Genomic DNA, 23,754 nt, shown 5'->3' with positions numbered 1-23,754 from the left:
TTAGCGGCGGCCTTCAGCGATTGCAGTGACTGCCTGAATCTCAGCGACTTCCTGCTCTTGCTGCTCCTGCCGATCACGGATATCCAGAATCTGGCTCGTGATCAGACCGTCTTCAATTTCACGCAAAGCGATCACTGTGTGTTTATCGTTTACTGCCTCAACCAGAGGATCTTTTCTACCTACCTGCATTTGACGCGCACGCCTAGCGGCGACCAGCACCAGGTCAAAACGGTTCCCAATTTTCTCAACAGCGTCTTGTACAGTTACGCGGGCCATATATGCGCTACTCCACAGATAAAGAAATGACTAGAGATCATACTGAAAGTTGTAGCACTCTGCCAACAATTTGCTGATTAATGCATGATGGCGTATATTCTGCCGATCAAGACGTAGTCTATCGGCGCGGATTAGGGTTTTCAGATCAAGCAATGCGGTATTAAAGTCGTCATTGACGATGAGATAATCATACTCAGCAAAGTGAGTAATTTCAGCTACTGCCTTCGCCATGCGACTGCTAATCACCTCTTCGCTATCCTGACCACGCCCCCGAAGCCGTCGATCTAGCTCCTCTTTGGATGGCGGTAAAATAAAGATGCTGCGAGTAGCTGGTATTTGACCTCGGATCTGCTGTGCTCCCTGCCAATCAATATCAAGGAAAACATCACCGCCAGTAGCCAGCGCCTGCTCTACAGGTTCACGCGAGGTACCATAGTAATTACCGAAGACCTGCGAATATTCCAGAAAAAAATTTCTGGCAATCATACCAACAAAATCTGCCTCTGAGACAAAAAAGTAATGCTGACCATGCACGTCACCCGGCCGCATGGCGCGGGTGGTGTGGGAAATTGAGACCTGCGTGTTATAAAGCGGCTGGGTTTTCAGCAACGCCTGAAGTAGGCTAGATTTCCCCCCCCCGCTTGGGGAAGAAACGATATATAACGTACCTTGCATGATCATGAAATGGTCAGATGAAGTTAAAAGAATAGAGAAGATTTTTTATATTATACGCGGTATTGACAGGAGATGCATCTCTCCATATAAGATGTTGAGTAAACTAAAACATGCAATACGTTACCCCATAGCTGCACTATTCTTATGTGATGCTAATCATATTTAATACTCCTGACAGTTTAATTTGGTTAAGCGCTGTAACTATTACCATCCCCACCACCATGCCTCATGGTCATTCAGGCTGATTTATCCACACCGTAGTATTTTGAGTAGACACGGGGTCGCGTTATTGGCAATTGCTCTAAGAGATGCAACCCTACTGTTTTATTCGTATTGCAACTTTCGCTCAGATTGAGATCTTATTTATTTTAAGATAAACATCTTAGCAATCTACTATATATTTTTAATGAAAATCATTCAGCTGTCAGGTGACCGTATGGTTCATGCGGTCTTATTATAAGAGGGTTAGAAAAATCAATCGATATACTAAATCTTAATCATCGATTAATTTTATTAAATAAAACTAAGCTAGCTTTCAATGATATTGGTATCTACATAGTATGGCCCTGACCTATACCACACGCGATATAGAAATAGAGTAACAGTTTGTATTGTTTTTTTTGACACAGCATGATGCAAATAAAATGTATTGTACGCACAATCTGCTAACCCTTGTCTGATTTTTAAAGGGAGGTGAGTTTTCCTAATACAGTTGAGCATATCCAGCGTATCTTTGGCACTACTATGCGATATATCAGCGAAAATCATTGTATTTTCTGAGCTATTTACTATCAAATAAAGCAGATTTTAGACTCAATGCTTTGCGACACTATACGTACTAAGATAGTACGTTTCATGTATCATGACGTTCCAGACAACTCTGAAAACTTTGCTATATTAACAACATCTCTTATCGTTACTAGCTTCCTGCTGCTTGTATCTAGCTGAATCAGTAGTCGGGTCAGCCGTCGAAGAGCGGTTTTTATGCACGCAGAAATGGCAAACTTATACATCTATCGTATCAGTACAGCATGTTGCTTGAATAACTTTTTATAACTATTTGTCATATTGAAATATTTTCAATTACATCAAGACTATTATTTGCAATTTAGCTAAAAATCTAGGCCGATGATTATAAAAATTTTTTCTTTTTTAAAAACACCACTGTTGGTGTAGTAAAAATAATTAGATAAATACATCGACAAAATAAAATATATTTATATAAAAGGAGCGGTTATTATGTTGGAAGCAGTTGGGGTCGTTACCAACCAGACTGCCCGTCCCGACAAAAGTTCCTAAAGGGTCTATATATCAATTAATCAGCATTCAACGCCCATACCCAAGCATGTCTTGATCTCTTCTATTTAAAACAAATTACGCTAAAGTAGCCGTAGTGATAAGAATAATGTTTGGAGAAAAAAGACTTCATCGTAAGGATGAGTATGTTTACTGTTTATCATTCCAACCAAATAGATGTCTTGCAAGCCCTTACCGCTAGGCTAATCGCGGGGAAGAGACTTCACGATCCATTCCAGCCAGAAGTGATTCTGGTACAAAGCAACGGTATGGCACAGTGGATGCATATAGAATTAGCAGAACACTTTGGCATTGCCGCTAATATTGAATTTCTAGTGCCTGCTCGCTTTATCTGGAAAATGTTGCACTGCGTTCTTCCAGACATTCCTAAAGCAAATGTTTTTTCTAAACCAGAGATAACTTGGAAGTTGTTGTCGCTTTTGCCACGCCTGTGTAAACGACCTGATTTTATAGAAATACACCAATATATTCGTGATGACCACGATCAACGTAAAAGTTTTCATTTCTCAAATAGAGTCGCGGATCTATTCGACCAGTATTTGCTATACCGACCTGACTGGCTGGAAGCCTGGCGAAATGAAAAAGTAATTGACGGTGTGGGCGATGCACAGCGCTGGCAGGCACCGTTATGGAGAGCCTTGATCGCGGTAACAGAAAAAGACGAGCTATCACTATGGCTCCGGACTAATCTTTATAAGCGTTTTATCCAGACCTTAGCACAAATCCAGACACGGCCGCCTGGATTGCCAGAGAGAGTATTCATCTTCGGCATCTCAGCACTACCTCCTATCTACCTGCAGATGATAAAGGCTTTATCACGTTATATCGATATGCATCTACTTTACGCTAATCCTTGCCGCTATTATTGGGGAGATCTCTGCGATCGGTCTTTTCTTCCTCAGATCCTACACTGCCATCGCCGTCAGCATCAAGCAAAAAAAGAACAGATGATGTCCCGCTGCCCGGACGCATCTAAGGCGATAAAATTAGGGGAAATAGGAAATCCACTACTGACCTCCTGGGGAAAACAAGGGCGAGATTATTTGTATTTGCTAGCACAGATCTCCGGCATTACCGAAGTAAATGCATTTGTTACGCCGTCAGGGAATAACCTACTCAGTCTGCTACAGCATGATATTTTAGAGCTCGAAGATCATACTGTTCTGGGCATGCATAACCAGTCTCTCACACAGCACGGCTGCAAGAGGCTGCTAAGACTCGATGACCGGTCACTGAGCCTACATGTCTGCCATAGTCCACAGCGAGAAGTAGAAGTACTATATGATAGACTGCTGGCGATGATTGAAGAAGACCCGACGCTTCTTCCACGCGAAATAATTGTCATGGTAGCCCAGATCGACCATTATACGCCTGCAATTCAGGCCGTCTTCGGCAATGCCGATAGCGAGCACTGTCTACCTTTCACTATCTCCGATACTCTAAGGCAGCATATTCATCCCGTAGTGCTGGCATTTCTTAGTCTACTAGATTTACCGAAAAGCCGCTTTACCCCCGATCTAGTGCTGGGATTGCTCGAGGTGCCAGCACTAGCCACCTGTTTCAGTATCAATGAACAGGGGCTGCAGCTGCTACGGTTATGGGTGGTACAGTCCGGGATTCGTTGGGGGCTGGACGATGATACACCTCGCGGGTTAAATCTGCCTGCTACGGGCCAGCATACCTGGCAATTTGGCTTAACTCGCATGCTACTGGGTTATGCCATGGATAGTGATGGCGGCGACTTTCGGGGTGTGCTGCCCTACGACGAATCCAGTGGCTTAACAGCTATCTTGGTCGGTCAACTTGGTGAGTTATTGATGCGACTCCGCCAGTGGCGAGACCACCTCGCCCAGTCCCGCTCACTGGATGCCTGGCTTTCGTGCGCCCACGAAATGATAACGGATTTTTTTTCACCCGATCCAGAAGAAGCAGTGGCACTAACGATGCTAGAAAATCAATGGCAGCAGTTACTGCAGTGCGGTTCTCGGGTAAGATACAATGAGCCGGTGCCTATATCGCTCTTGCAAGATGAACTAGTTAAGCGACTCAATCAAAAGCAGCAGAAAAGTCAGCAATTTCTCGCCGGTGCTATCAACTTCTGTACACTAACACCAATGCGCTGCATTCCATTTCGGGTGGTCTGTTTACTGGGCATGAACGACGGAGTTTATCCGCGCACACTACCGTCGGTGAGTTTCGATCTGATGGAAGGGCAGACCCGACGAGGCGATCCTAGTCCGCGAGAAGATGATCGGTATCTGTTTCTACAGGCGCTCTTATCCGCAAAGCAACGACTATATGTCAGTTTTGTCGGTCGCGCGATCCAGGACAACACCCCGCGCTATCCTTCGATTTTAGTGAGAGAGCTAATCGATTATATTGCAAAAAGCTTTCACCTACCCGGCGACGAGCACGCTGATTCTGGGAGTAGTACTGACCGAGTATGCGCACATCTTTGGCACTGGCATAACCGGATGCCTTTTGCAGCAGAAAATTTTCTACCCGGAAGTGAGTACCAGAGCTTTGCTAAGGAGTGGCTTCCGGCAGCAGGCTCCTCAGGCAAAAAGCCACAGCCGGATTTTGTCGTGCCGTTGACATCGTCACCCCGAACAGCGCTGGCGTTAGATGCGTTAGTTAGCTTTTATCGCCATCCGGTACGGGCATGGTTTATGCAGCGGATGGCAATTTCCTTCCATCATACGTCTCTCATATTAAAAGCTTCTGAACCGTTCATCATAGACGGGCTGACCCGCTATCAGCTCAATGAGCAGCTACTAAATAGCCTCATTGACGGACACAGTCCTGATAAACTTTTCCGTCAGGTGCGTGCAGCTGGCCTATTGCCTTATGGCGCGTTTGGAGAATTATATTGGGATAGACAGTCTAGGGAAATGTCGGGACTTGCTGAGCAGGTACGAAAATTTTACTTGTCGGAAACGGATAGTCTTGAGGTCTCTTTAATGCTAGACGATGTAATACTTTCTGGCTGGCTTCCAAGAGTCCAGGCGAATGGTTTATTACGCTGGCGTCCCGGCGTGCTATCGGGCAGGGATGGTATGATGCTATGGGTAGAGCACCTTGCTTACTGCGCCATGGGTGGTGCAGGCGAGAGCCGCATGATTGGAAGGCGAGGTCAATGGCATTTCGTAGCACTGCCTCCCTCTAATGCAAAGGCCTGTTTGCTGTCTTTGGTTGCCGGCTACTATCAGGGCATGACGTCACCGCTACTACTGTTACATCGTGCAGGTAGTGCATGGATCACCCACTGTTATAACAAGGAAACGCAGGGCATAGACTTTGATGCCCGTCGGCAATGTCAAGCACGTGATAAAATCATCCAGGCTTGGCAGGGAAAGGGCCATCTTCCAGGCGAAGGAGAAGACCTCTATCTGAAGAGGTTAATGCACACACTAGAAGAAAAACGTATTCAAGAGATTATAGAGGCTGCTGAACGGTATTTATTGCCGCCTTTTATGTTCAATTTAGCAAAGAGTTCTCTTTACTAAACAAGACAAACGAGCATAAAGCAAGCCGCTCTACTACATTTGTGACAGCGGTAAACTCTATTGTTCTTTCTTATGCATAACTCATGCCTCTACAGCCCTCTGATGAGGTACTACTTAAAAACAACGATTAGAGAACAGCATGTTATATTACTGAACAGGTTATAGGATTTAGCGCTAATGATTTTAGTGTAGTAGCGTAAAAGGAGCACTAAAATAATGAATAGCGAAAGTAAGCATCACATAAGAATGCCAAGAAGATTTCTTTAACTTGCCGACTAATGCGCTGAAAAAACGCATCAAAGTGATTTGAACACATGAGATAGAGGCGCGTATGTGCACTCTCAACGGTGGCTTTACCCGCGGTATCATCAATGACGCGCCCAAAAAATCAACTTCGCTACCAGGCATATAATCTAGACCATAGAATTTTTAATCAACAAAGAGTAGTTCATGTCACTTACTAATGCACTAACAACCTTGATCCTCAAGCAGCACTGTTGCCTAACTATATAGATGAATTTATCAACTATTTTACTATATAAAACATAGTTACTTATTCTTGTATGGCACAGCGACTACCATTTTACTCAGATAAGTCCTTCAGGACCGCTCTAATGATGAATGAATGGTTGAGCTTTTGTTAAAAGTTGTATAAAAGGATCAGTTAATGCAATACGTAAACCCTCTACTGCCTGTTATCAAATCTCCTGACCCGTTTTTTCTCATAAAAAATAAAGCAGTTTTTTATTGATATCAAAACGTCAAGTCCCTATAGAATAACGCATAAAATATTGAGATAAGGAGTATTTCAGTGTTGCTTGAAGAAAAGTGAATGATCCAGAATTAAAATGTTGATAAACGAAAAATTTTCGTAGATAACGCAACACATGCAATCATCTGTAGAGATTGATTATATAGAAAAGTAAATTTCATTAATAATAGTGTATGACTAGCGAGCTGATAGAAAGCGCCATTGCTATCACTGCACCTACTAGGAAGATCCTGGTCAAGCCGACTCAGATGATTGTTTAGAGGCATGCTTAACCAAAGTATCACTGACACATTAACTAAAGAACGGGAGAGCTTACTATCTTTTCTAAAGAAAACTGCTATTCAGATGCTTATGTTAAAAAATCTTTTGACTCTCATGATATAAGTTTTGCCACCATTGTGCACTATGAATAAAAAAGTAGTATCTTTCTTTTGCTCTTTAAGAGCGCCTGACGAAAAAAGTTTTAAAAAATATTATTTATTTAGTTAAGAAATGATTTATATAAATAAATATTTATTTTTTTTGATATAGATATTACTTGTATTTCACGATTTTTAAACTTCGCCTAGAACGAGTATTTAAGCAGCAAGAACGTCACTTACATGTCCAGCATAAAAAAAGCCTCTGTCACCGAGCTCGACCCGGCCTCTAATTCGCACGCGCCATTTACATTATGTTTCATTCATGTATAGCTGAACAGACACGAGACCGCTATGCTGTCTAAAGGGCGTGCGCTCTTTACATAGAAAAATCGCTAACCCATTTATTCATACTGTTCACTGACTACTGTAATTACATTGCTTTTTGTAAGTTAGTGAGTCACTGGTGTTGCATCTTGAATGAAATTAACGAAGCTAACCCTTGCCTAAATAATGTCTTTTTTTAAAATAATTTAGTTTTATGATTTCATAAACATATTGAAAAAATTGCACCATTAATAGTGCTAGCCTGCGACGCGCTCTTCAAGAGCGGCAGGCATCAAGCCTGCGTATCTAGTTATTTTTTGCAAGGCAAAAGGATCTGTGAATAGCGCACGCAAACCGTGCAAAAAAGACACGATAGTGTATGCCTTCGGTAGAAGGCAAAGTTGCAGGCACATGATACTCTAGCATTACTACTCACCTCTCAGACCGCTTGTTATTTTTAAGCGTTCTGGTGTCGATACTATCAAGACCCTATCAACGGCAGGCGTAGGGCGCAGGGGGCCTGCGTGCCCGCGCGGTCTAATATCAACACGGCACCTCTAACTACATAGGTCGACATATTACACCCTTTTAGGGCAGCCTTTGTAGCTAGTGGTCTAGCAATATGATGAAGATGTTAATACAAAGAAAGATACATCTGAAAAACCTAGTAGTATTAGGAAGGTAAGAAATAAACTCTTGACCACAAGCACCGACACAATCACCGTCTCTCTATAAAAAATGATCTGAAATAGAATGTGGTCTACCTAATAACACAGCGCTGCTAACGAATAGGGTGCATTCACGCCTTATAGTGAGACCAGTAGCATGTAGCTGTGGCTGCTTTCACGACAAATAGCTACTAGGACGGCAATACAAAGGACACATGAAAAGTAAATAACCATATACGTAAAGGCAGTAATCATAGAATTTTGCTCTTTCAGCCGCTCCTAGGGTGTTTGTCATAACAGCAGAGATTCCATCTAAAAGCTCGAACGTATTCGGTTCACGCAGGGCGAGGATCCTCTGATCAGCTGCATAAAAAGTCTTTAGCATGCCCACTAGTACCACTTGTTTAGCTATCGCTCGGCTCATTATCCGCGCCGTAGCTTGTTAATGATTTTCATGGATTCATCAACTTGAGAAGAAATCTCAAGTTTTTTCTTACGGCTGTTAGCACTGACTTATTGATGCTATATAAAGCTTTATGGTGCACAATGCGGCTGTTAAGGACTGTGATAGTGTACTGATTAGTACGGTAGTTTTACAGGAACATATCAACAAAACTTTTCAGAAATTGCTCTTTTTAGCAGTAGATTTTTTTATTTTCGGTACGTGATACACCGAAAATGTCATCATGAACGGAATCGATTCTTCGCTCATGAGCGAATATTGCAGTATCAACCCGGTAAAGCTAGCGACTAGAAGCCCTACTAAATAAAGCGCAAACAATTTTTACCGAAGGACATGAACAGTCGCATTCTCATGATCATTAGGACCTCACGCAGGCCATGAAGCGTGCAGACACCTATCACTGAGAACAGATTAAAGCTGCATCCAATAATTCACGGAAAAAAGATATGCCCAGTACGCCGAGAGGCTCCGTCGGCGTATGATGATAAACGCAACGCGCGCCGTATAGCCAGAATCTTCTAAAAATAATAAATATAGACGAGTACATAATACTAAGTTAGGGGATCACAGAGGCAGCGAGGTAACGATGATACCGCTGACTACCCCTCAGGCAGTAGCAGCGTCAACCGAATCAGATCATTTAGTTGACAATCCAGCTACTGTATTTCGCTAATCGATCATGCTGGGATGAGCTACTAAAAGCAGCTTCGGTCTAGCTATTGCGTGTCATAGTGATCATGAAGATGAGGTGCATCAGTACAAAAGCAGGAAGCACACGCAACTAGCGATTAAACAACGCGGTATTAAAAAGCAAAGTCAGACAATATTACTCTTTGTCAAATGGTTTTTACTCTTTAGGTTTAACAAAGGGTAATAATCATGCGCTAGATAGCATCCGCGATCGCCAGCACCACATCCAGCAGCAAGTCAGGGCAACGGATTGCAAGCCATGTCCGAAAAACTCATAAGCTTCGACTGTAAATATTTCCTTCCAGTATACATAGCACTTGAATGGTTAAGCGTGAGTAACAGAACAACTAGCATAAAGCCGTATAGCCGTGCCTATAACATTTTAATATCTTGAGCGAGCGGCTTATAGGCAGTGGGATCACTCAGGTGCCGAGAGTTGATACCCAAGAGGGCATATCGATGGTCATTGCCCTGACTTCGGATAATATCTAACATATTCACTCCGACTATAGAGGGAACGCTGATTTCTAGCAACTCTAGCGTCAGATAAAATGACTCTCTAGATTGGAGGCGTTGACCACATTAACCAATGCATTGTACTATCGTGTTAGGCTATGCTGCCATTGGGATTTATTTATGTAACGATACTTTTAAAGGAGCATCATGAGCAAATAAACGCCCAGCAGATTGACGATCATAAGACGTTGTTCGGGGGTGGTAAAAGTCTTATTTACGTTCGACTATAACGACTGCCCAGTTAACCAAACTGCTAGCGGGATCAGGTTCTCTGCTAAAAGAGAGTAGCGTTTCCAGCATAAAATGCTGCATCAAGGCTAAAGCGCGTGTAATAATTGTTTTATAAATCCATGCAGCAGTAAAAATTACCATATTCATAGTTCTCATTCGAATCAAAAGATAGATCAATGGCTAACAAGGCTCAATCGTAACAATGATAAATGTTTTTCGCCATATCAGATGTACTCGCTGCATCTCAATTTTCACAGAAGCGCCTAGCAGGGTAGAGCTCGGAGCCTGGGAAAAGGCCAGACAACATAAGCAAGAGATGTCTTTCTTTTCCAGAAGGTAGGTGATATTGAAGTATTGTAGGCAGTAATTTCATAATAATTATGACACTGCGGGTACATAATGTTTTGAATCGTGACCGACAGCAAGGCCTGATAATCATGTTCTCAATTCCTAAGGTGTCGTTTCCAGTCAGAAGCTAATCTGGAAAGCAATGCCCGCCATAAAGACACCTCTTCTCAAACACGCTGATTTTCTGCATCATCTGCAAAACAATAATACTTTGCTAAGCAGTACATTATGTTTTCAACGAAAACCTATTGTCTTCCGTCGTATATTTTTTCTTGCGAGCGTGAAAAGAAGATTTAGTGTTTGGAGTAGTGATTGCATGCATGTAAAAAAGCTCTTACACCTACTCAATAGTCGGAGCATAACTGCTTCAATTAGTACAGCAAGAGTAGTACTGCCGGTACTGGCTATTGCGGGCATTATGACTGTAGTGCAAATCAGTTAATCAGAGCTGAGGCCCCGGTCAGGGCTACTTTTGAAGGCTATGGTGACTCTTATAATAGTCAGGAGAAGTTAATATTGCATCCGCACTAAGAGGCAACCGCAGGCGCTGCATTATTTTCCTCAAGATAGAATCTTTTTGCTAATATGCATTATTATCGCTATCAATCGACGCAGCCGAGACATCCCGGTAAGTTTTCTTTAGATAACTTGGCAGAATTGTTTCAATATTGATACTGCTCTACAAGGAATCAATACGGATAATTGTATATGTAGTATTGTTTAAGACAACATGACGCTAAGGTGCTACTAAGCATTTCTCCATACCATAATACTAGATTTTGCTATTGTCTTTCTCTAAAAAGTTTAAAGCCGGTTTTAAAAACAGCACTATTAATCATAGTACCGTATGTGAACGTTTATTGCCGATATTAACATCTTTTTTTCTAGCTGTGTTAATAGTCTTATCGGGGGCTATATAAGTGCTAACATCAAGTTATCTCATTTTTTCAAGGGCTTATAAAAAAGCGAAATCTAATTATATTCTATTAAATATAGGCACTTTGCGATGAGAGTCGTTCTCTGAATATAACGGTAATTAGCAATTCTGTTCAAGAACAATCTTCGCTGAAGATATATTCATGAATTTCTAACTTATTCATCCATACAACATAACTTCCTCATTACTTGATGCAACGTCTTCTAAGTAAGCATTAGTAATGTTAATTATGTCCTTAATCATAGACAGCATTGCTTCTAATGCAAGCAGTGAGTTAAGGTCAGGATTATTTAAAAACTCGCTGTATTGAACTCAGCTGTTATATGATTAAACATGTCAGATCTGGTATCTTGCGTACTATTTATAGTAACGAACTTCAGAAGCATCTTAATTAGATAATACACCCATATGCTCTAGTGAATAAAAAAACGGTTAATAACATGCGGGCTTATTGAAGATCAACGTTTTATGTGGTCTGCTGATTGCAGAACTAAAACGTTAAAATATATCTGTTGAATAACAGAGCATCATACTGTTTTTTATGAAGTTTAGTAAAATTTTTTTACATTAGCCATGCTTTAGATTACTACTCTATATTTCTGTCATTTGACATTACTAATATCTACTTTATCGAAAATATAACATCATAAGATTCATATATTTCACATAAGTATATCATTTCAGCTGGAAGCCTTGTATAAAATTATTGAATACAGCTACTTTCCCCGCTCCCGCATAATTACAACACCCACATTACCCGCCTGTAGTATAGCGCTCGGTTTACCTATCTTTATGCGTATCCAGGGCAATGAAAACTGCATCATTAGTCGCTCTGCTATCTCTTCGGCTACGCGCTCTACTAGAGCGAACCGCTTTCCCATCACGATGGATAGCACAGCCTCAGCAACATCTGCATAGCTCAGACAGTCGGCGACATCATCGCTACGTGCTGCTATTCGGTTGTCCCAGCCCATTTCTAGGTCGAAAACCAATTTCTGTAGTTGCTGCTGTTCCCAGTCATGAACACCTATTAACGCCATGACTGTTAATTGCTCAATAAATACAATATCCATGTGATCTTCTCGATTTTTCTAATTATTAGATAATATGAGCCTCAGCATTCTGTATGTTATTCACAGAATGTACAATAAAATGAATGTTAATAAAGAAACTCGAGTTATGAACGCTATTGCGCTATCTATGATAGGCTTCGGTTACCTGTTAAACTTAGTCTTTAATGTGATTTTCATATGTAGGTTTTCTCACTAACACGATCCACGCAACAGAGGTATAACCATTCCTAGCGCCAAAAATCTCCTATGGCTTAGCGGTAATCTGACCGCTGATAGCGTGGCAGTATTACATATCCTAAAAAAGGGTTTATTCTAATTTTAGATAACCTACAATCTCGAATTAACCACATTTTCACTTGCTTACATGGCAACTGTTACCGTTTTCGTCCATGGGTGTTTTTTCTTTAACGTTAGTTGTATGCAAGGGATCGAAAATTCAATAAGATGGTGTGTCCTCCGATTGGGCATGATCTTTTTTAGTATAATACTGAGCACATTGGCTTCTAACTGTATTCCTCTCTGGCTATTCTTCATAAGGCGATCATAATGCCCTGCATTGCGCTATTCTATGTATAATAATTCAGGCTGTCTTTCAGATTCTCGGGCTCAACACTCTCCTAGCGCTGATACTTTAACGCTACTACGATAACATGCAGCCTTTTTGGCACATAAAAAAGCGGAATTTGTTGATCTCGATAACATTCGGGATATTATTCCACTAGATCAATTACCGTCTCTCAGGTGCTAAGGGACGGTAATTGATCTAGTGGCCAACGCGGCCGTACGGATATATCTAGATTTTCCCGGGCTCCACCTTGTAGTCGCACCATTCCAGCATAAGCAATCATAGCGCCATTATCCGTACAAAACTCAGGGCGGGCGTAGAATACCTCCCCGCATCGCTTGTGCATCATTTTTCCAAGACATTCTCTTAGGGCTTGATTAGCACTGACCCCACCCGCCATCACTAATCGCCGGAAGCCGGTGATATCGAGCGCACGGCGGCATTTTATCATTAAAGTCTCTACCACGGCGTCTTCAAATGCACGAGCAATATCTGAACGAGTCTGCTGATCATCAGCCCCAGAAAGAAAAGTATTAGCAGCAAAGGTTTTTAACCCCGAGAAGCTGAATGATAACCCCGGCCGGGCAGTCATAGGACGCGGAAAAGTATAACGTCCCGGCACGCCCTGCTTTGCCAGATCCGCTAGTAGCGCTCCCCCAGGATAATCTAGCCCAAGAAGCTTGGCGGTTTTATCGAATGCTTCACCGACGGCATCATCCATAGACTCTCCTAGAACTCGATAGTCGCCAATCTTTGTCACTGCGATAAGCTGGGTATGCCCACCAGAAACCAGCAACGCTACAAACGGGGGGGTGGGCACCCTTTCTTCTAGCATAGGTGATAGAAGATGTCCCTCCATGTGGTGCACAGCGACAGCCGGTACGCGCCAGGCATAGGCTAGCGCGCGGCCGATAGTAGCCCCCACAATCAACGCCCCTGCCAGCCCTGGTCCGGAAGTATAGGCTACCCCGTGGATGTCCGATGCTTTTAGGCCGGCCTGGGACATCGCCGCCTGAATAAGCGGTACAGTCTTACGGACATGATCTCGGGACGCTAATTCCGGAACTACTCCGCCATAAGGGACATGCAGTTTCACCTGGCTATGCAGTTGATTAGCTATCAATCCTTTATTCTGATCGTAAATTGCCGCGCAGTTTTCATCGCATGAGGTCTCAATGCCTAATACGCACGTAATCATTAACCACCTTTTCGGCGAACATGTAATTATATTTTTGCCGCTGAGGATCGTATAGATCACATTTTAGGGGTAAATCAGCCCGTTTTTTCGGTTATTATGAACGCTTACTTACCCATAAATGACAGATTTTACAGGACGATTCCATGTCGAGCGACCGCGATTCTGCTATTGTTATCCGTTAGTTTGATGATACAATACTTTCATTAATCGCGATCGTATCATACATCATAATGTGTGTAAGTAACTTTCCTTGTATAATAAACTCATACTGTCCCAAAAAGCGAATGTTAGTAAAAAATATTTTGTTGAATAAACATAATTATGATTTTCGATTCAAGGAACAAGTGACTCTCTAAAAAAGTTTTTTTAATAATTCGGTATCTAAGTAGAGAACTATAGATTCGAGATAGTAAGATTTGTCTTGTAAAAAACTTTTTTATCAGCATAGCATTCTACTATAGTGTTAAAAACAGCTTATGAAGGCATAAGTGATAATGCGTAAAAAGACATGATATTATCAATAATCTTCGGTAGCTAAAATAGCCAGTTTTCAGGTGCAAGGCCCATCTATTAAAATTCAAATGTATATGAATCATCAGTATGGTTACAGCGATTCATTAGATGACGCTTGTAATAATACCGAAAAGTTAAATCTCAGAATATTACCATGCAATTAAATCTGCGTTACACGCTCTTTTTTATGTAATAAAAATTTTCTCACGCAAATGAATGCCAGCCGTACTGGGAGTTGCGTTATCAGAAGCCTGTTTTATAGCTTTATTGTTTACATCGATGACTGTATGTAATATAGAAAATATATTTACTAAAAAGATAGCAAAAAATTGATTCAACATACGTCCCTGCATCGAGCGCTATTTATATCTATATCGACAATGCTTTGAGGCATATATAGTTGCACTTTACCGAGTAGCATTAACCGAGTGTAGCATATTTAAACACATCTTGTAGTCTAAGCAGTGAGCGCCTGAGATCGTATCGGTATTATTAAATCTAAGCATCTCTTCCCTTGTTCTACAGAGGGAAGAGATGCTTCATCTTTGTTGTATTTTTTTAAGAATCCTAAAACAACATCAAGAAAATACTATTTTTACGCTACTTTATATGAGCAGACTGATGAAATTATTATTCCTATACTAGGATCGTATAAGAATTCACATTGCTTAATTTATATTAAAAAGAAAATTATTAAAATCTTCAAGGGTAATCTGGTCGGCATGAGAGGATTTGAACCTCCGACCACCGCCACCCCATGACGGTGCGCTACCAGGCTGCGCTACATGCCGATGTCTTTATATATTAATACTAGCTTGTCCTGCTATGCGTGCAGCACCTGACCTTAACTGCTGTTTGAGTGTTAAGTATCTGTTTGACCATAAAATATTGTTATTGATTAACCTCTTCGTTATATTATCGCCTATGATAGTATAATGTATTGCATTTTTTATAAGAGTAACCCGCACCGTTGACCTGAGTCGAAAGATAACTGTGGTTGTTTTTCAAGGAAAGCTTTTTTAACTGTCTGATAGTACAAATAGCTTGATGCCTATATTATAGAGCAATTTCTACCTCAACTCAAGATTGAATTATCACATATTCTTGAGAAGTATAAAAAACCCTTGGTCTATATTATATACTATCAAAGATAGCTGCTGACAGGCATGAACGCATCATCAAATTTTTCTCAGATATGAGTTTCAACCCAATCTTCAGCTGGGTTCTGAGCTCACGAATTAATAGCGCCACTCAACTGCTATGGGTGATTGAATAGCAGTGATGCGCCTATATTGCATGCAGCTATTTTTTCAATCCCGGCATGGTTCAGCTATAATTATGATCGTGCATCATCTCAATACCTGCGATCGAATAATATACCCAAAAGATGCTCTAGACTATATGCAAAGAGATGCATATTTTCTAATACTTCGAGGCAATACCAGAGGCCCCTCCAAGGGAGTAGAAGGTTTTTCCGTTTACTGAAAAGTACTCTAGACTAAAGTCTTTATTCTAAGCTATAGCAATATTATGACATTCTCTGACTATCTAAAATGCGGATTGTGCTTACAAGCAATATGTGAAATGAAAATTTCATGCTGTCAGCATAGTAAGTCCCTTGCTCTCCAAAAACTCAGATGATGAAGAGTTAAGTTTCATAACAATTAGGTGCATCTGAGATGAGGCATATATGCCACTAAAAATTAACACCAGAACGACAGTGTGATCTATAAAAAACAAAGATGTTTACGAAATGACTACACCTGTTATATATGCGCCAATACTGAACATGCCTAAACGAATTCCAACAAGCGCTTCATGGGAAGCAGTTCATCTAATAGTGCGCTCGATGACAGCATAATTCGGTTCCCTAGCATCTTTCCTTCACATAAACAGCAACATGCTGTCATGGACCGCATGAATCTATGTCCACTGTATGATCAATAAAAAATGACTGTATGCAGCCTATTATGGTTTTCACACAGCGCTTAAAAAATCGGTCCTTACTCCGTATAGCGAAAAAGTACTCGTTATGTTGTAGGAGGTTATCGTGCATAGCATCAAGCAATGACCTCTATTGTCCTGCACACTGATTAGTATCAAGGACGTATGCCAACAAGACCAGCTCTGGGTTAAACTACTAACCAGATTTTTCCCTTAGTAATCGACATTGATTACTTCTATAACGTTTTAAAAAACTCAGAGTTATGATATAGGACGTAACCTAAACGCATCAGTTATCATTAGACACATGAAAATACCGATACAGATGAATCCGATTAATTTACCGGCGCAATAGAAATTGAAGCGATGCAGAGTTTTAACAATCTCCAAGCAGCGGAAACTTTTCGGTGTTTAGTCGCAAGAACCTCAGTGCTTCGGGTCTGATAATATCAAGAATAAATACAGTAATAGTCACTTGAATAGCAAAATTGCATACATGAGGTCACACTTAAGACTAGCCCACTACAACATGAAACAGAAAAATCTGTAATGACTTAGTCAACTACGAGCACCAATAATTATTTCGAATAGTGTATTACGTTAAGGCTTTTATTGCTCACTATAGACTATCTCTTTTTTGATTAACTTCATTCGTCGTCAGAAAGACGCGGGAAATTATATAAAGCATCCTTAAATAGATTTTACTAACGTGCTGCGCATTTCACCGTGCGTTGAGTTTTAATAATATTTCTTTATGCAACAAGACTATCAGAGCGAGCGCTATAGGGCTAGTATGTTGTTCTAACGCTCTTAATGAAATCAGACAGTAGAGTCTTAATTATTTTGCTGCAATAAGTTCTGGTGGTATACAATCATTTCTATAGCTGTTGAAGATGAGGTATATTATCGTAAAAGCTATTCTTTATTTATGTTAATAGCTGAAAATCTTTGTAAAGTGTTTAGTGTAACGGGCATCAGCGATGCTAGCATGTTAGCGGTGTTCTCTTCGGTCTTAGGCTACGCAGTGGCACTGGCCTTGAGGATAGATCATGGGTCGTGATTTATCTTGAGCGCGTATAATTGATAGTCATATCCTGTCAAATACTCTTCCCATGCATTGTTTTGCATTAGCTATATTGCATCAATTAGTACTGATCAAGAATAAATTTTAAGAAACTCTTTATGAGGGGATGCATATGTTCTGAAGGATTCCTAGAAATACCCTTCGGTACGGTTCCCTCATCATCTCTATCACCAATACCCTTAGCTGAACACTATTATAGTCATGCCCTCTTATATGATTAGGCAGACCTCCTTTTTAAACTAAAAGAGGGCACTATACTACCTTGCCCCCGAAGTAATAACTTGCCTTCTTCGCTAAGTCGCTAGATTTATGAAAAGCAGAAAACAGCTCATGATGAGCTATGCTTTCTGAGTCTATGTTACCCACTGGTCTCGATGACCAGGTGATCGTTACATAACACTCACTCTAGCAAACTTAAAGAGATTTCTACACATTGTTACGTGTTCTGGCGGTGCTCAATAGATCAGTCAACTATTGCTAGATACAAAAACGTTGATTGCGATAACAGAGTGTAAGCTATCAGCTGTATCAGCCGATTAATCTTTGTATTACATTGCATTGCAGTTATTATAAATATAACGTAGAAGACTCAACATTTTTAAAATTCTTACTAACTGTTATGCGAGAATGGCATGATTCTTGATTATTGATGCAATCCGCGTCAATGCTGGACATATCCCCTAGACGGCATCGCAACCCACTTTTCTAGACGGGTAGGACCATTAAAATCTGATAATAACTAATTGATTATTTCACTGTTCTTTGAGGGCATTACAGCATGTCTCTTCCCACATTTTAAACGCAGCAGGTCTGCCGCTACAATAGACAAGCTGGTATTTTTGGGAAAAATCAAAAAAAAGATATTGCATGTCCGCATACAACCGCAACGCGTGATCACAGGATCTATTGAATTATGTATCACACTATTCTTAACGTTTTTTAAGTAGCACTTCCTGTCTCTGTCAGCATCATACGACAAGCCCAGACAAAGGCATTTTCCTCATCGATCGGTAGATGGAAAGATAAAATAAAACATGTGTGCTGTGATTTATTATTTTGTATTCATCTTCCTGATAGCATCGGCTTTGCTAGCTATAATTACGATATAGGTTACTGTCATAATGTCTAGTACAGGGGATTACACTTGAAGAAGAAAATAAGGCTCCTTGTTTTACTGCGGCGAGGTAATCAATGTTGACCAGCTAACAAACTATGCGCCCCATAGAGCGGTTAAAAATAGCTTCAGAAGGAAGTTATGTGAGCTTTTTCAAAGATACCAGGCCTAACGGAAATATTTTACACTGCATGGAAAAAGTATGTGCTAATTCATAAAAAAAGGTGAGAGTTATGTAAGTTTTGATAATGATCAAATGCGCATCGTTTGAAATAATAAGTGTCATCAAAGCGCTTTTTTAGTAATACTTCCAGGGTCACTTGACAATATCGGCATCCTCTACTATTGAGTATGCATAAGATATCTAATGATCAAAAATAATTATTTATTAGATTCACTCCATGCTTTTTGAAAGGCTTTCGCCATCGGTAGCAATTTTATTACCGATAAATAAGTTGTCCAGTCCATCGACTAAGGCTATGTCTGGCCGGCAATAGAAAATACTATTTCCTAGGGTCGGTGCATCGAAACCACGCAGAAAAAGATAATATACTCCGCCAAAGTTACGATGATACTCATAATTCACCAAACGATGACGTAAAAATCGATGTAGCGCCACTGTATAAAGCTGATATTGTAAATCATACCGATGAAGGATCATTGCTTCCTCTATTGCCGACTGCGTGTAGGCGCTACTATCTTTTCCCAGCCAGTTAGCTTTATAGTCTAATAAGTAATAACGATCCTGCCAGTGAAAAACTAAGTCGATAAAACCTTTTAGTATTCCTTTGACCGGAGGAAAAGCCAGCTGAAGGCAACGTGCTGAAAGTGCATCATGGCGTTTGCAAAGGCGGTCCAGATCGCGCGCCTGCACTGTTGCATCGATAGACATATAAAACGGCAATTCAGAATATCGCCTGTTAGGTCCTAGGTGCGCTAAAGTGAGTGAGTTACCATCCAGCGGCATAGCAATAACACATTCCAGCCAGTGAGTTATCGCTGGAAGCCAAAGCGCTTCAATGCCCTGCTCCGCTAATTTTTGATTCAGCCACTTTGGGTCTACGGGGCGGTTGAAATCTAGCGTTTTAAATAGATCATGCAGAAATAGCCCCGGTAATACACCGCGTGGAAAGGTATGTGGTGTCAACGAGAGCCTTTTCTGCTGCCTACCAGAACTCCTGACGCCCACATCTAATCTGGACGACTGCTTCAGCGCCATTACCGCGGGACTAAAGTACCGCTGAAGTCCGGTATAGCTAGTCACGCGCCAGGGATCGCGCTGAAGTCCAGGAAAACTACGCGCACCGAGAACGGGCAAAGGTGCAGGTGCGGCCGTAAGCGGTGTCCCCGTTACTTTTAGGGTCTTTCTTAATGCTATATCGCCGCCGGCACGCCTCACCAGCGCCGCGAGGCGCTTATGCAAAACATTTGCATCACATGCCTTCCCCTGCTGAATGAGGTAGCCAAGTGCACTTAAATGCAGATCGCTAACTCCAGTTTTTTTACGTCTACTACGGAATAACGGTGCAATGCCGAGACTGCAATGGTAGATAGAGCGTGTTAGCGCCACGTATAAAAGACGCACATCTTCTGCCAACCGCTCTTCTTCTGCCAACCGTAAACTTTCTGCATCCTTACTGAGATCCAGGCAGGCGGTGTAAGACGCACGATTGTGAAACAGTGGTTGCTTGTTCAATCGAAAATCAGCCGGAAACGGCAAGAACACTATGGGGAACTCCAGCCCTTTAGATTTGTGTACCGTTATAATTTGCACTAGATGAGCATCGCTTTCGAGCCGTAATTGCTGATTTTTCACCTGTGGTTGTGGAGATTCCACTTGCAGAATAAGCCAACGGACCAGTGAAAATTCGTTTTCGAGCTTCATAGAGGCTTCCTGCAGTAGTTCTCCTATATGCAGTACGTCAGTCAGTCTGCGTTCGCCTCTCTCGCTTGCTAAAAGTCTTTCAGCAAGCCGATAGTTAATCAGTATTTGGCGTAGCATGGGCAGTACACCGTGTTTTTTCCAGCGCTCACGATAGCGGGAAAACTCTTCAAACCACTTCTCCCATCGGTCTTCATCATTATTCAGCACATCAAGAGCTGCGGCATTCAATCCCAGCAGCCTGGTGGATAGGGCAAGGCGCATCCAGGTATTGTTCTCAGGTGCTAAGACTGCTTGCAGGATAAATTGCAATTCACGGGCCTCGAGTGTTTCGAAGACACTATCCCGGTTAGATAGATACACCGCGGGGATCTTGAGAGCCGCTAACGCTGTGCGTACCAGTGTGCCCTCATTACGATTCCGCACCAGTACGGTAATATCTGACGCCCGTAGGGCCTGATTTCCTTGTCGCCCTTCAAGCCAGGCTTTACCTAAGCGTGCTGCATCTAGCCATTCTCGAATGGTTACGGCACACTGATGCGCCATGCATTCTTGGTACTCCCTTATACTTACAGCACCGCCTGATTGTAGCCAGATGCGTAGCGCCGGTTGAGACTGCTGTTGTACTACTAGGCGCAGGCCGGTATTTCTGTCGACAGACCTCACAGAAAAAAAAGGAATAGCGCTGAAAATAAACGGCATATAAAGATTTTGGAACAGTTGATTTACTGCATTGATCATCCCTGCCGAAGACCGCCAGTTTGTGTCAAGGGTATAATAAGCATCTACTTCACTACGAGCTCGCATGTAGGTGAAAATATCGGCTCCACGAAACGCATAAATAGCCTGTTTTGGGTCGCCTATTAATAACAACGCACAGGTGATATGGCTACTATAAATCTGGCGGAAAATACGGTACTGCTGTGGGTCAGTATCCTGAAATTCATCGATTATTGCCACTGGATAGCGCGTGCGCAGTGACTTACACAAGGCTGAATCACCTGCTGACAGCGTACGATCCAGAAGACTCAGCAAATCGTCGAATCCGATCTCTGCTCGCTGCTTTTTTTCCTCCTCAAGAGACCGGCGTATTTCTACTAGAGCCATGACGAAAATCAGCTCGCGTAGCGAGAGCTTCTGCTGAAAAAAAGCTTCTATTGCGAAAAAAAGTTCATGCTTAGGTGGCTCACCGTCAGTGATTATTTTCCCTAATGCGGAGATTTTAAAATTCGCTAACTCATCCGGCACCTGATAATCTATAGTTGAGTTACTCGCCCAAAAATCGATTTTTTCAAGCCAAGTTGATAGATTCTTCTTATTAGAGATCAAGTGGTTGAGTGTATAATTATCAAAGATTTCCCTAAGTGCAACGGACGACTCGCGCCATTTTTGCTTTAGGGCGTCGATGGCAGCGATGATACGCGCATGCCGCGCAATGATCGGCTCGGTTATATCAGGCGGGTTAGGAAAAACCGGCATCTCGCCTTGGAGATACGGTAGCAGTTCTGCAAGAAGCTGCTCCGGCCCCTCCCAATATTTCTGTACTATGCGTGCAATGTCTAGCGGTAATAAATAACAATGCCGGCGCCAAAAGTCATCGCTTACTTGCTGGCGTAAAAACGATTCATCCTCTATCAATGTTTGCTGAAAAAACATACCGGACTCCATAGCATAGTGATGAAGGATTCTCTGGCAGAAGCCGTGGATGGTATGAATCGCTGCCTCATCTATCTGTCGCTCTGCCGCCAAAAGATAACATGCTGCAAGCCGAAAATCGTTGATCTGCGCCAATAGAGATGACAGTAAGGGATCTTCGCTGGTACCCTGTAAACAGGCTAACCGGAGATTATGTATATTTTTACGGATACGGCATCGCAACTCTTCGGTAGCAACCTCGGTAAATGTCACCACCAATATTTCTTTCACGCTTAGGGGGCGAGAATATGCAGCTTCGCCCCCTAAGCCAAGCAGTAGTCTAAGGTAGAGCACAGCAAGAGTGTAGGTTTTTCCGGTTCCCGCCGAAGCTTCAATAAGACGCACTCCTTGCAGCGGCAAGGTGAGAGGGTTAAGACTCTCAGCATTCATCAACGAAATAGCTTTCCTATGTTATTTTTTTCATCAAATAAATCGCATGCACACTGTGCTATTAGCAACGCTCCTCCTGCGTCATGCCAGGAGGATAATCTTAATTATTTTTAAAAGCGTCATAAGGTGAGATCTTTAGTCATATTTATGTTTTTTCTCTTACCTACACAGTATCGTCAATGAGCATCGGATGCTGCTCCCAATAATCTTGGGAACTAAGATAGACATATCAAAAAGTTCTGCTGCTCGTGAACGCCAGAAATAACCTACTTTTCGTGACTCAATTTAACACTGCAGCTTAACTTTTGCTTCAAAAGCACATGATTATGGCCATACTATATCGACTAGCTTAATCGATTTTTTTATACGTCATAAAGGCATACCGAAGGATCGTCTTGATTTTCTTTAACAGAAAATCATGATAGTGCATTGCGTCTTCAATGCCTATTAGCTACAGATTCTTTTAGAATAAGTCAAATCTTCTGTATCAAAGCCGGCAGGGCTCATGTATAGCTGCTACTGCTGTGCGATCAAGCAACAACAATCATTTCTTATCTCACGCCATGTGCTATTATACGACGTTGATAATATTCTATAGTCTTAGAAACACCACACTTCTAAACAGTCAAGTCTACTGTACTCTACATTCAACGATCAGTGCTAACAAGAGCGCAACACTTAATCCTGTCATTTCTTGATGTTTATATGCTGATAGACGCTATTTTCATCTCTATTTTTCAGGCACGAACAATCTAGGCATTTTAGCAGACGGGGAGTAAGGCTACAGCACGCTTCACATCAATGATGTACTGTAAACATCCTTAGCTAAAACTAAACATACGCTTCATCATGATCACTGTGATTCATGTCCGCAGCTGAGTAACGTTCTGTCATTTCAGTTTCTATAAAAGTAAATTTTTATTCATAAAGCAATAGGGTTTTATAGATAGATACGCTTAGAGCGCCTCACAACTTTGGAAAATACGCTGTCAGTTGATCTGGACAGTAATGTTAAAATTTTTTTATGAAAAGATACGTTACACTACTTTTGGTGACCTCATCATATCATTACCTAAAAGCGCGTTGCTTCACATCACTCCCTGACTGATTGTCAGGAAAATTAAAAAAACGGTGTAAATGATGAAAGGTATTAACAATATGATTATATTAGACTTTATCCGTATAGAAGAGAGTTTTGTAGAGAACATCTT

8 protein-coding genes and 1 tRNA gene are annotated in these 23,754 nt (G+C 41.6%); 1 reads left to right on the top strand and 8 read right to left on the bottom strand.

Going from position 1 to position 23,754, the window contains the following annotated elements:
• Positions 1-276: a DNA-directed RNA polymerase subunit omega gene (gene rpoZ, locus A359_RS02875; RefSeq protein WP_014888363.1), complete on the bottom strand. Its 276-nt coding sequence runs from the start codon at positions 274-276 to the stop codon at positions 1-3.
• 30 nt (positions 277-306) lie between these two features.
• Positions 307-954 carry a guanylate kinase gene (gene gmk / locus A359_RS02870; RefSeq protein WP_044104742.1) on the bottom strand — a complete coding sequence of 216 codons (648 nt, stop codon included), beginning with the start codon at positions 952-954 and terminating at the stop codon, positions 307-309.
• 1,439 nt (positions 955-2,393) lie between these two features.
• On the opposite strand from gmk, the gene recC reads away from it, so the two are divergent.
• Positions 2,394-5,774 (top strand): exodeoxyribonuclease V subunit gamma, encoded by a 3,381-nt coding sequence (gene recC / locus A359_RS02865; RefSeq protein WP_014888361.1) that lies wholly within the window; start codon positions 2,394-2,396, stop codon positions 5,772-5,774.
• 2,301 nt (positions 5,775-8,075) lie between these two features.
• On the opposite strand, the gene A359_RS02860 is transcribed toward recC, so the two are convergent.
• The 6 genes from A359_RS02860 to recB all read right to left on the bottom strand — a co-directional run bounded on the left by A359_RS02860 (position 8,076) and on the right by recB (position 22,543).
• Positions 8,076-8,324 (bottom strand): hypothetical protein, encoded by a 249-nt coding sequence (locus tag A359_RS02860; RefSeq protein ID WP_014888360.1) that lies wholly within the window; start codon positions 8,322-8,324, stop codon positions 8,076-8,078.
• A gap of 195 nt (positions 8,325-8,519) precedes the next feature.
• Positions 8,520-8,633, bottom strand: coding sequence for a hypothetical protein (locus A359_RS04570; RefSeq protein WP_407635084.1), 114 nt, complete (start codon positions 8,631-8,633; stop codon positions 8,520-8,522).
• A gap of 3,168 nt (positions 8,634-11,801) precedes the next feature.
• Complete coding sequence (gene folB, locus A359_RS02855) at positions 11,802-12,158, bottom strand: dihydroneopterin aldolase (protein WP_014888356.1); 357 nt, start codon at positions 12,156-12,158, stop codon at positions 11,802-11,804.
• Between the two features lie 737 nt (positions 12,159-12,895).
• On the bottom strand, positions 12,896-13,921 hold the full coding sequence (tsaD, locus tag A359_RS02850; protein ID WP_014888355.1) for a tRNA (adenosine(37)-N6)-threonylcarbamoyltransferase complex transferase subunit TsaD: 1,026 nt from the start codon (positions 13,919-13,921) through the stop codon (positions 12,896-12,898).
• 1,227 nt (positions 13,922-15,148) lie between these two features.
• A tRNA-Pro gene (locus A359_RS02845) sits at positions 15,149-15,225 on the bottom strand.
• A gap of 3,745 nt (positions 15,226-18,970) precedes the next feature.
• The gene (gene recB / locus A359_RS02840) at positions 18,971-22,543 is read right to left on the bottom strand and encodes an exodeoxyribonuclease V subunit beta (protein ID WP_014888353.1); all 3,573 of its coding nucleotides are present in this window, start codon (positions 22,541-22,543) and stop codon (positions 18,971-18,973) included.
• Positions 22,544-23,754 lie beyond the last annotated feature (1,211 nt).

It is taken from the genome of secondary endosymbiont of Ctenarytaina eucalypti, from assembly GCF_000287335.1.
Classification (GTDB): domain Bacteria; phylum Pseudomonadota; class Gammaproteobacteria; order Enterobacterales; family Enterobacteriaceae.
This window is presented reverse-complemented; position numbering and strand designations above follow the sequence as displayed.

Bases quoted from the DNA above. Each gene is read 5' to 3' on its own strand.
- recC (WP_014888361.1), top strand. From the start codon at position 2,394: ATGTTTACTGTTTATCATTCCAACCAAATAGATGTCTTGCAAGCCCTT.
- A359_RS02860 (WP_014888360.1), bottom strand. From the start codon at position 8,324: ATGAGCCGAGCGATAGCTAAACAAGTGGTACTAGTGGGCATGCTAAAG.
- recB (WP_014888353.1), bottom strand. From the start codon at position 22,543: ATGAATGCTGAGAGTCTTAACCCTCTCACCTTGCCGCTGCAAGGAGTG.
- folB (WP_014888356.1), bottom strand. From the start codon at position 12,158: ATGGATATTGTATTTATTGAGCAATTAACAGTCATGGCGTTAATAGGT.
- rpoZ (WP_014888363.1), bottom strand. From the start codon at position 276: ATGGCCCGCGTAACTGTACAAGACGCTGTTGAGAAAATTGGGAACCGT.
- tsaD (WP_014888355.1), bottom strand. From the start codon at position 13,921: ATGATTACGTGCGTATTAGGCATTGAGACCTCATGCGATGAAAACTGC.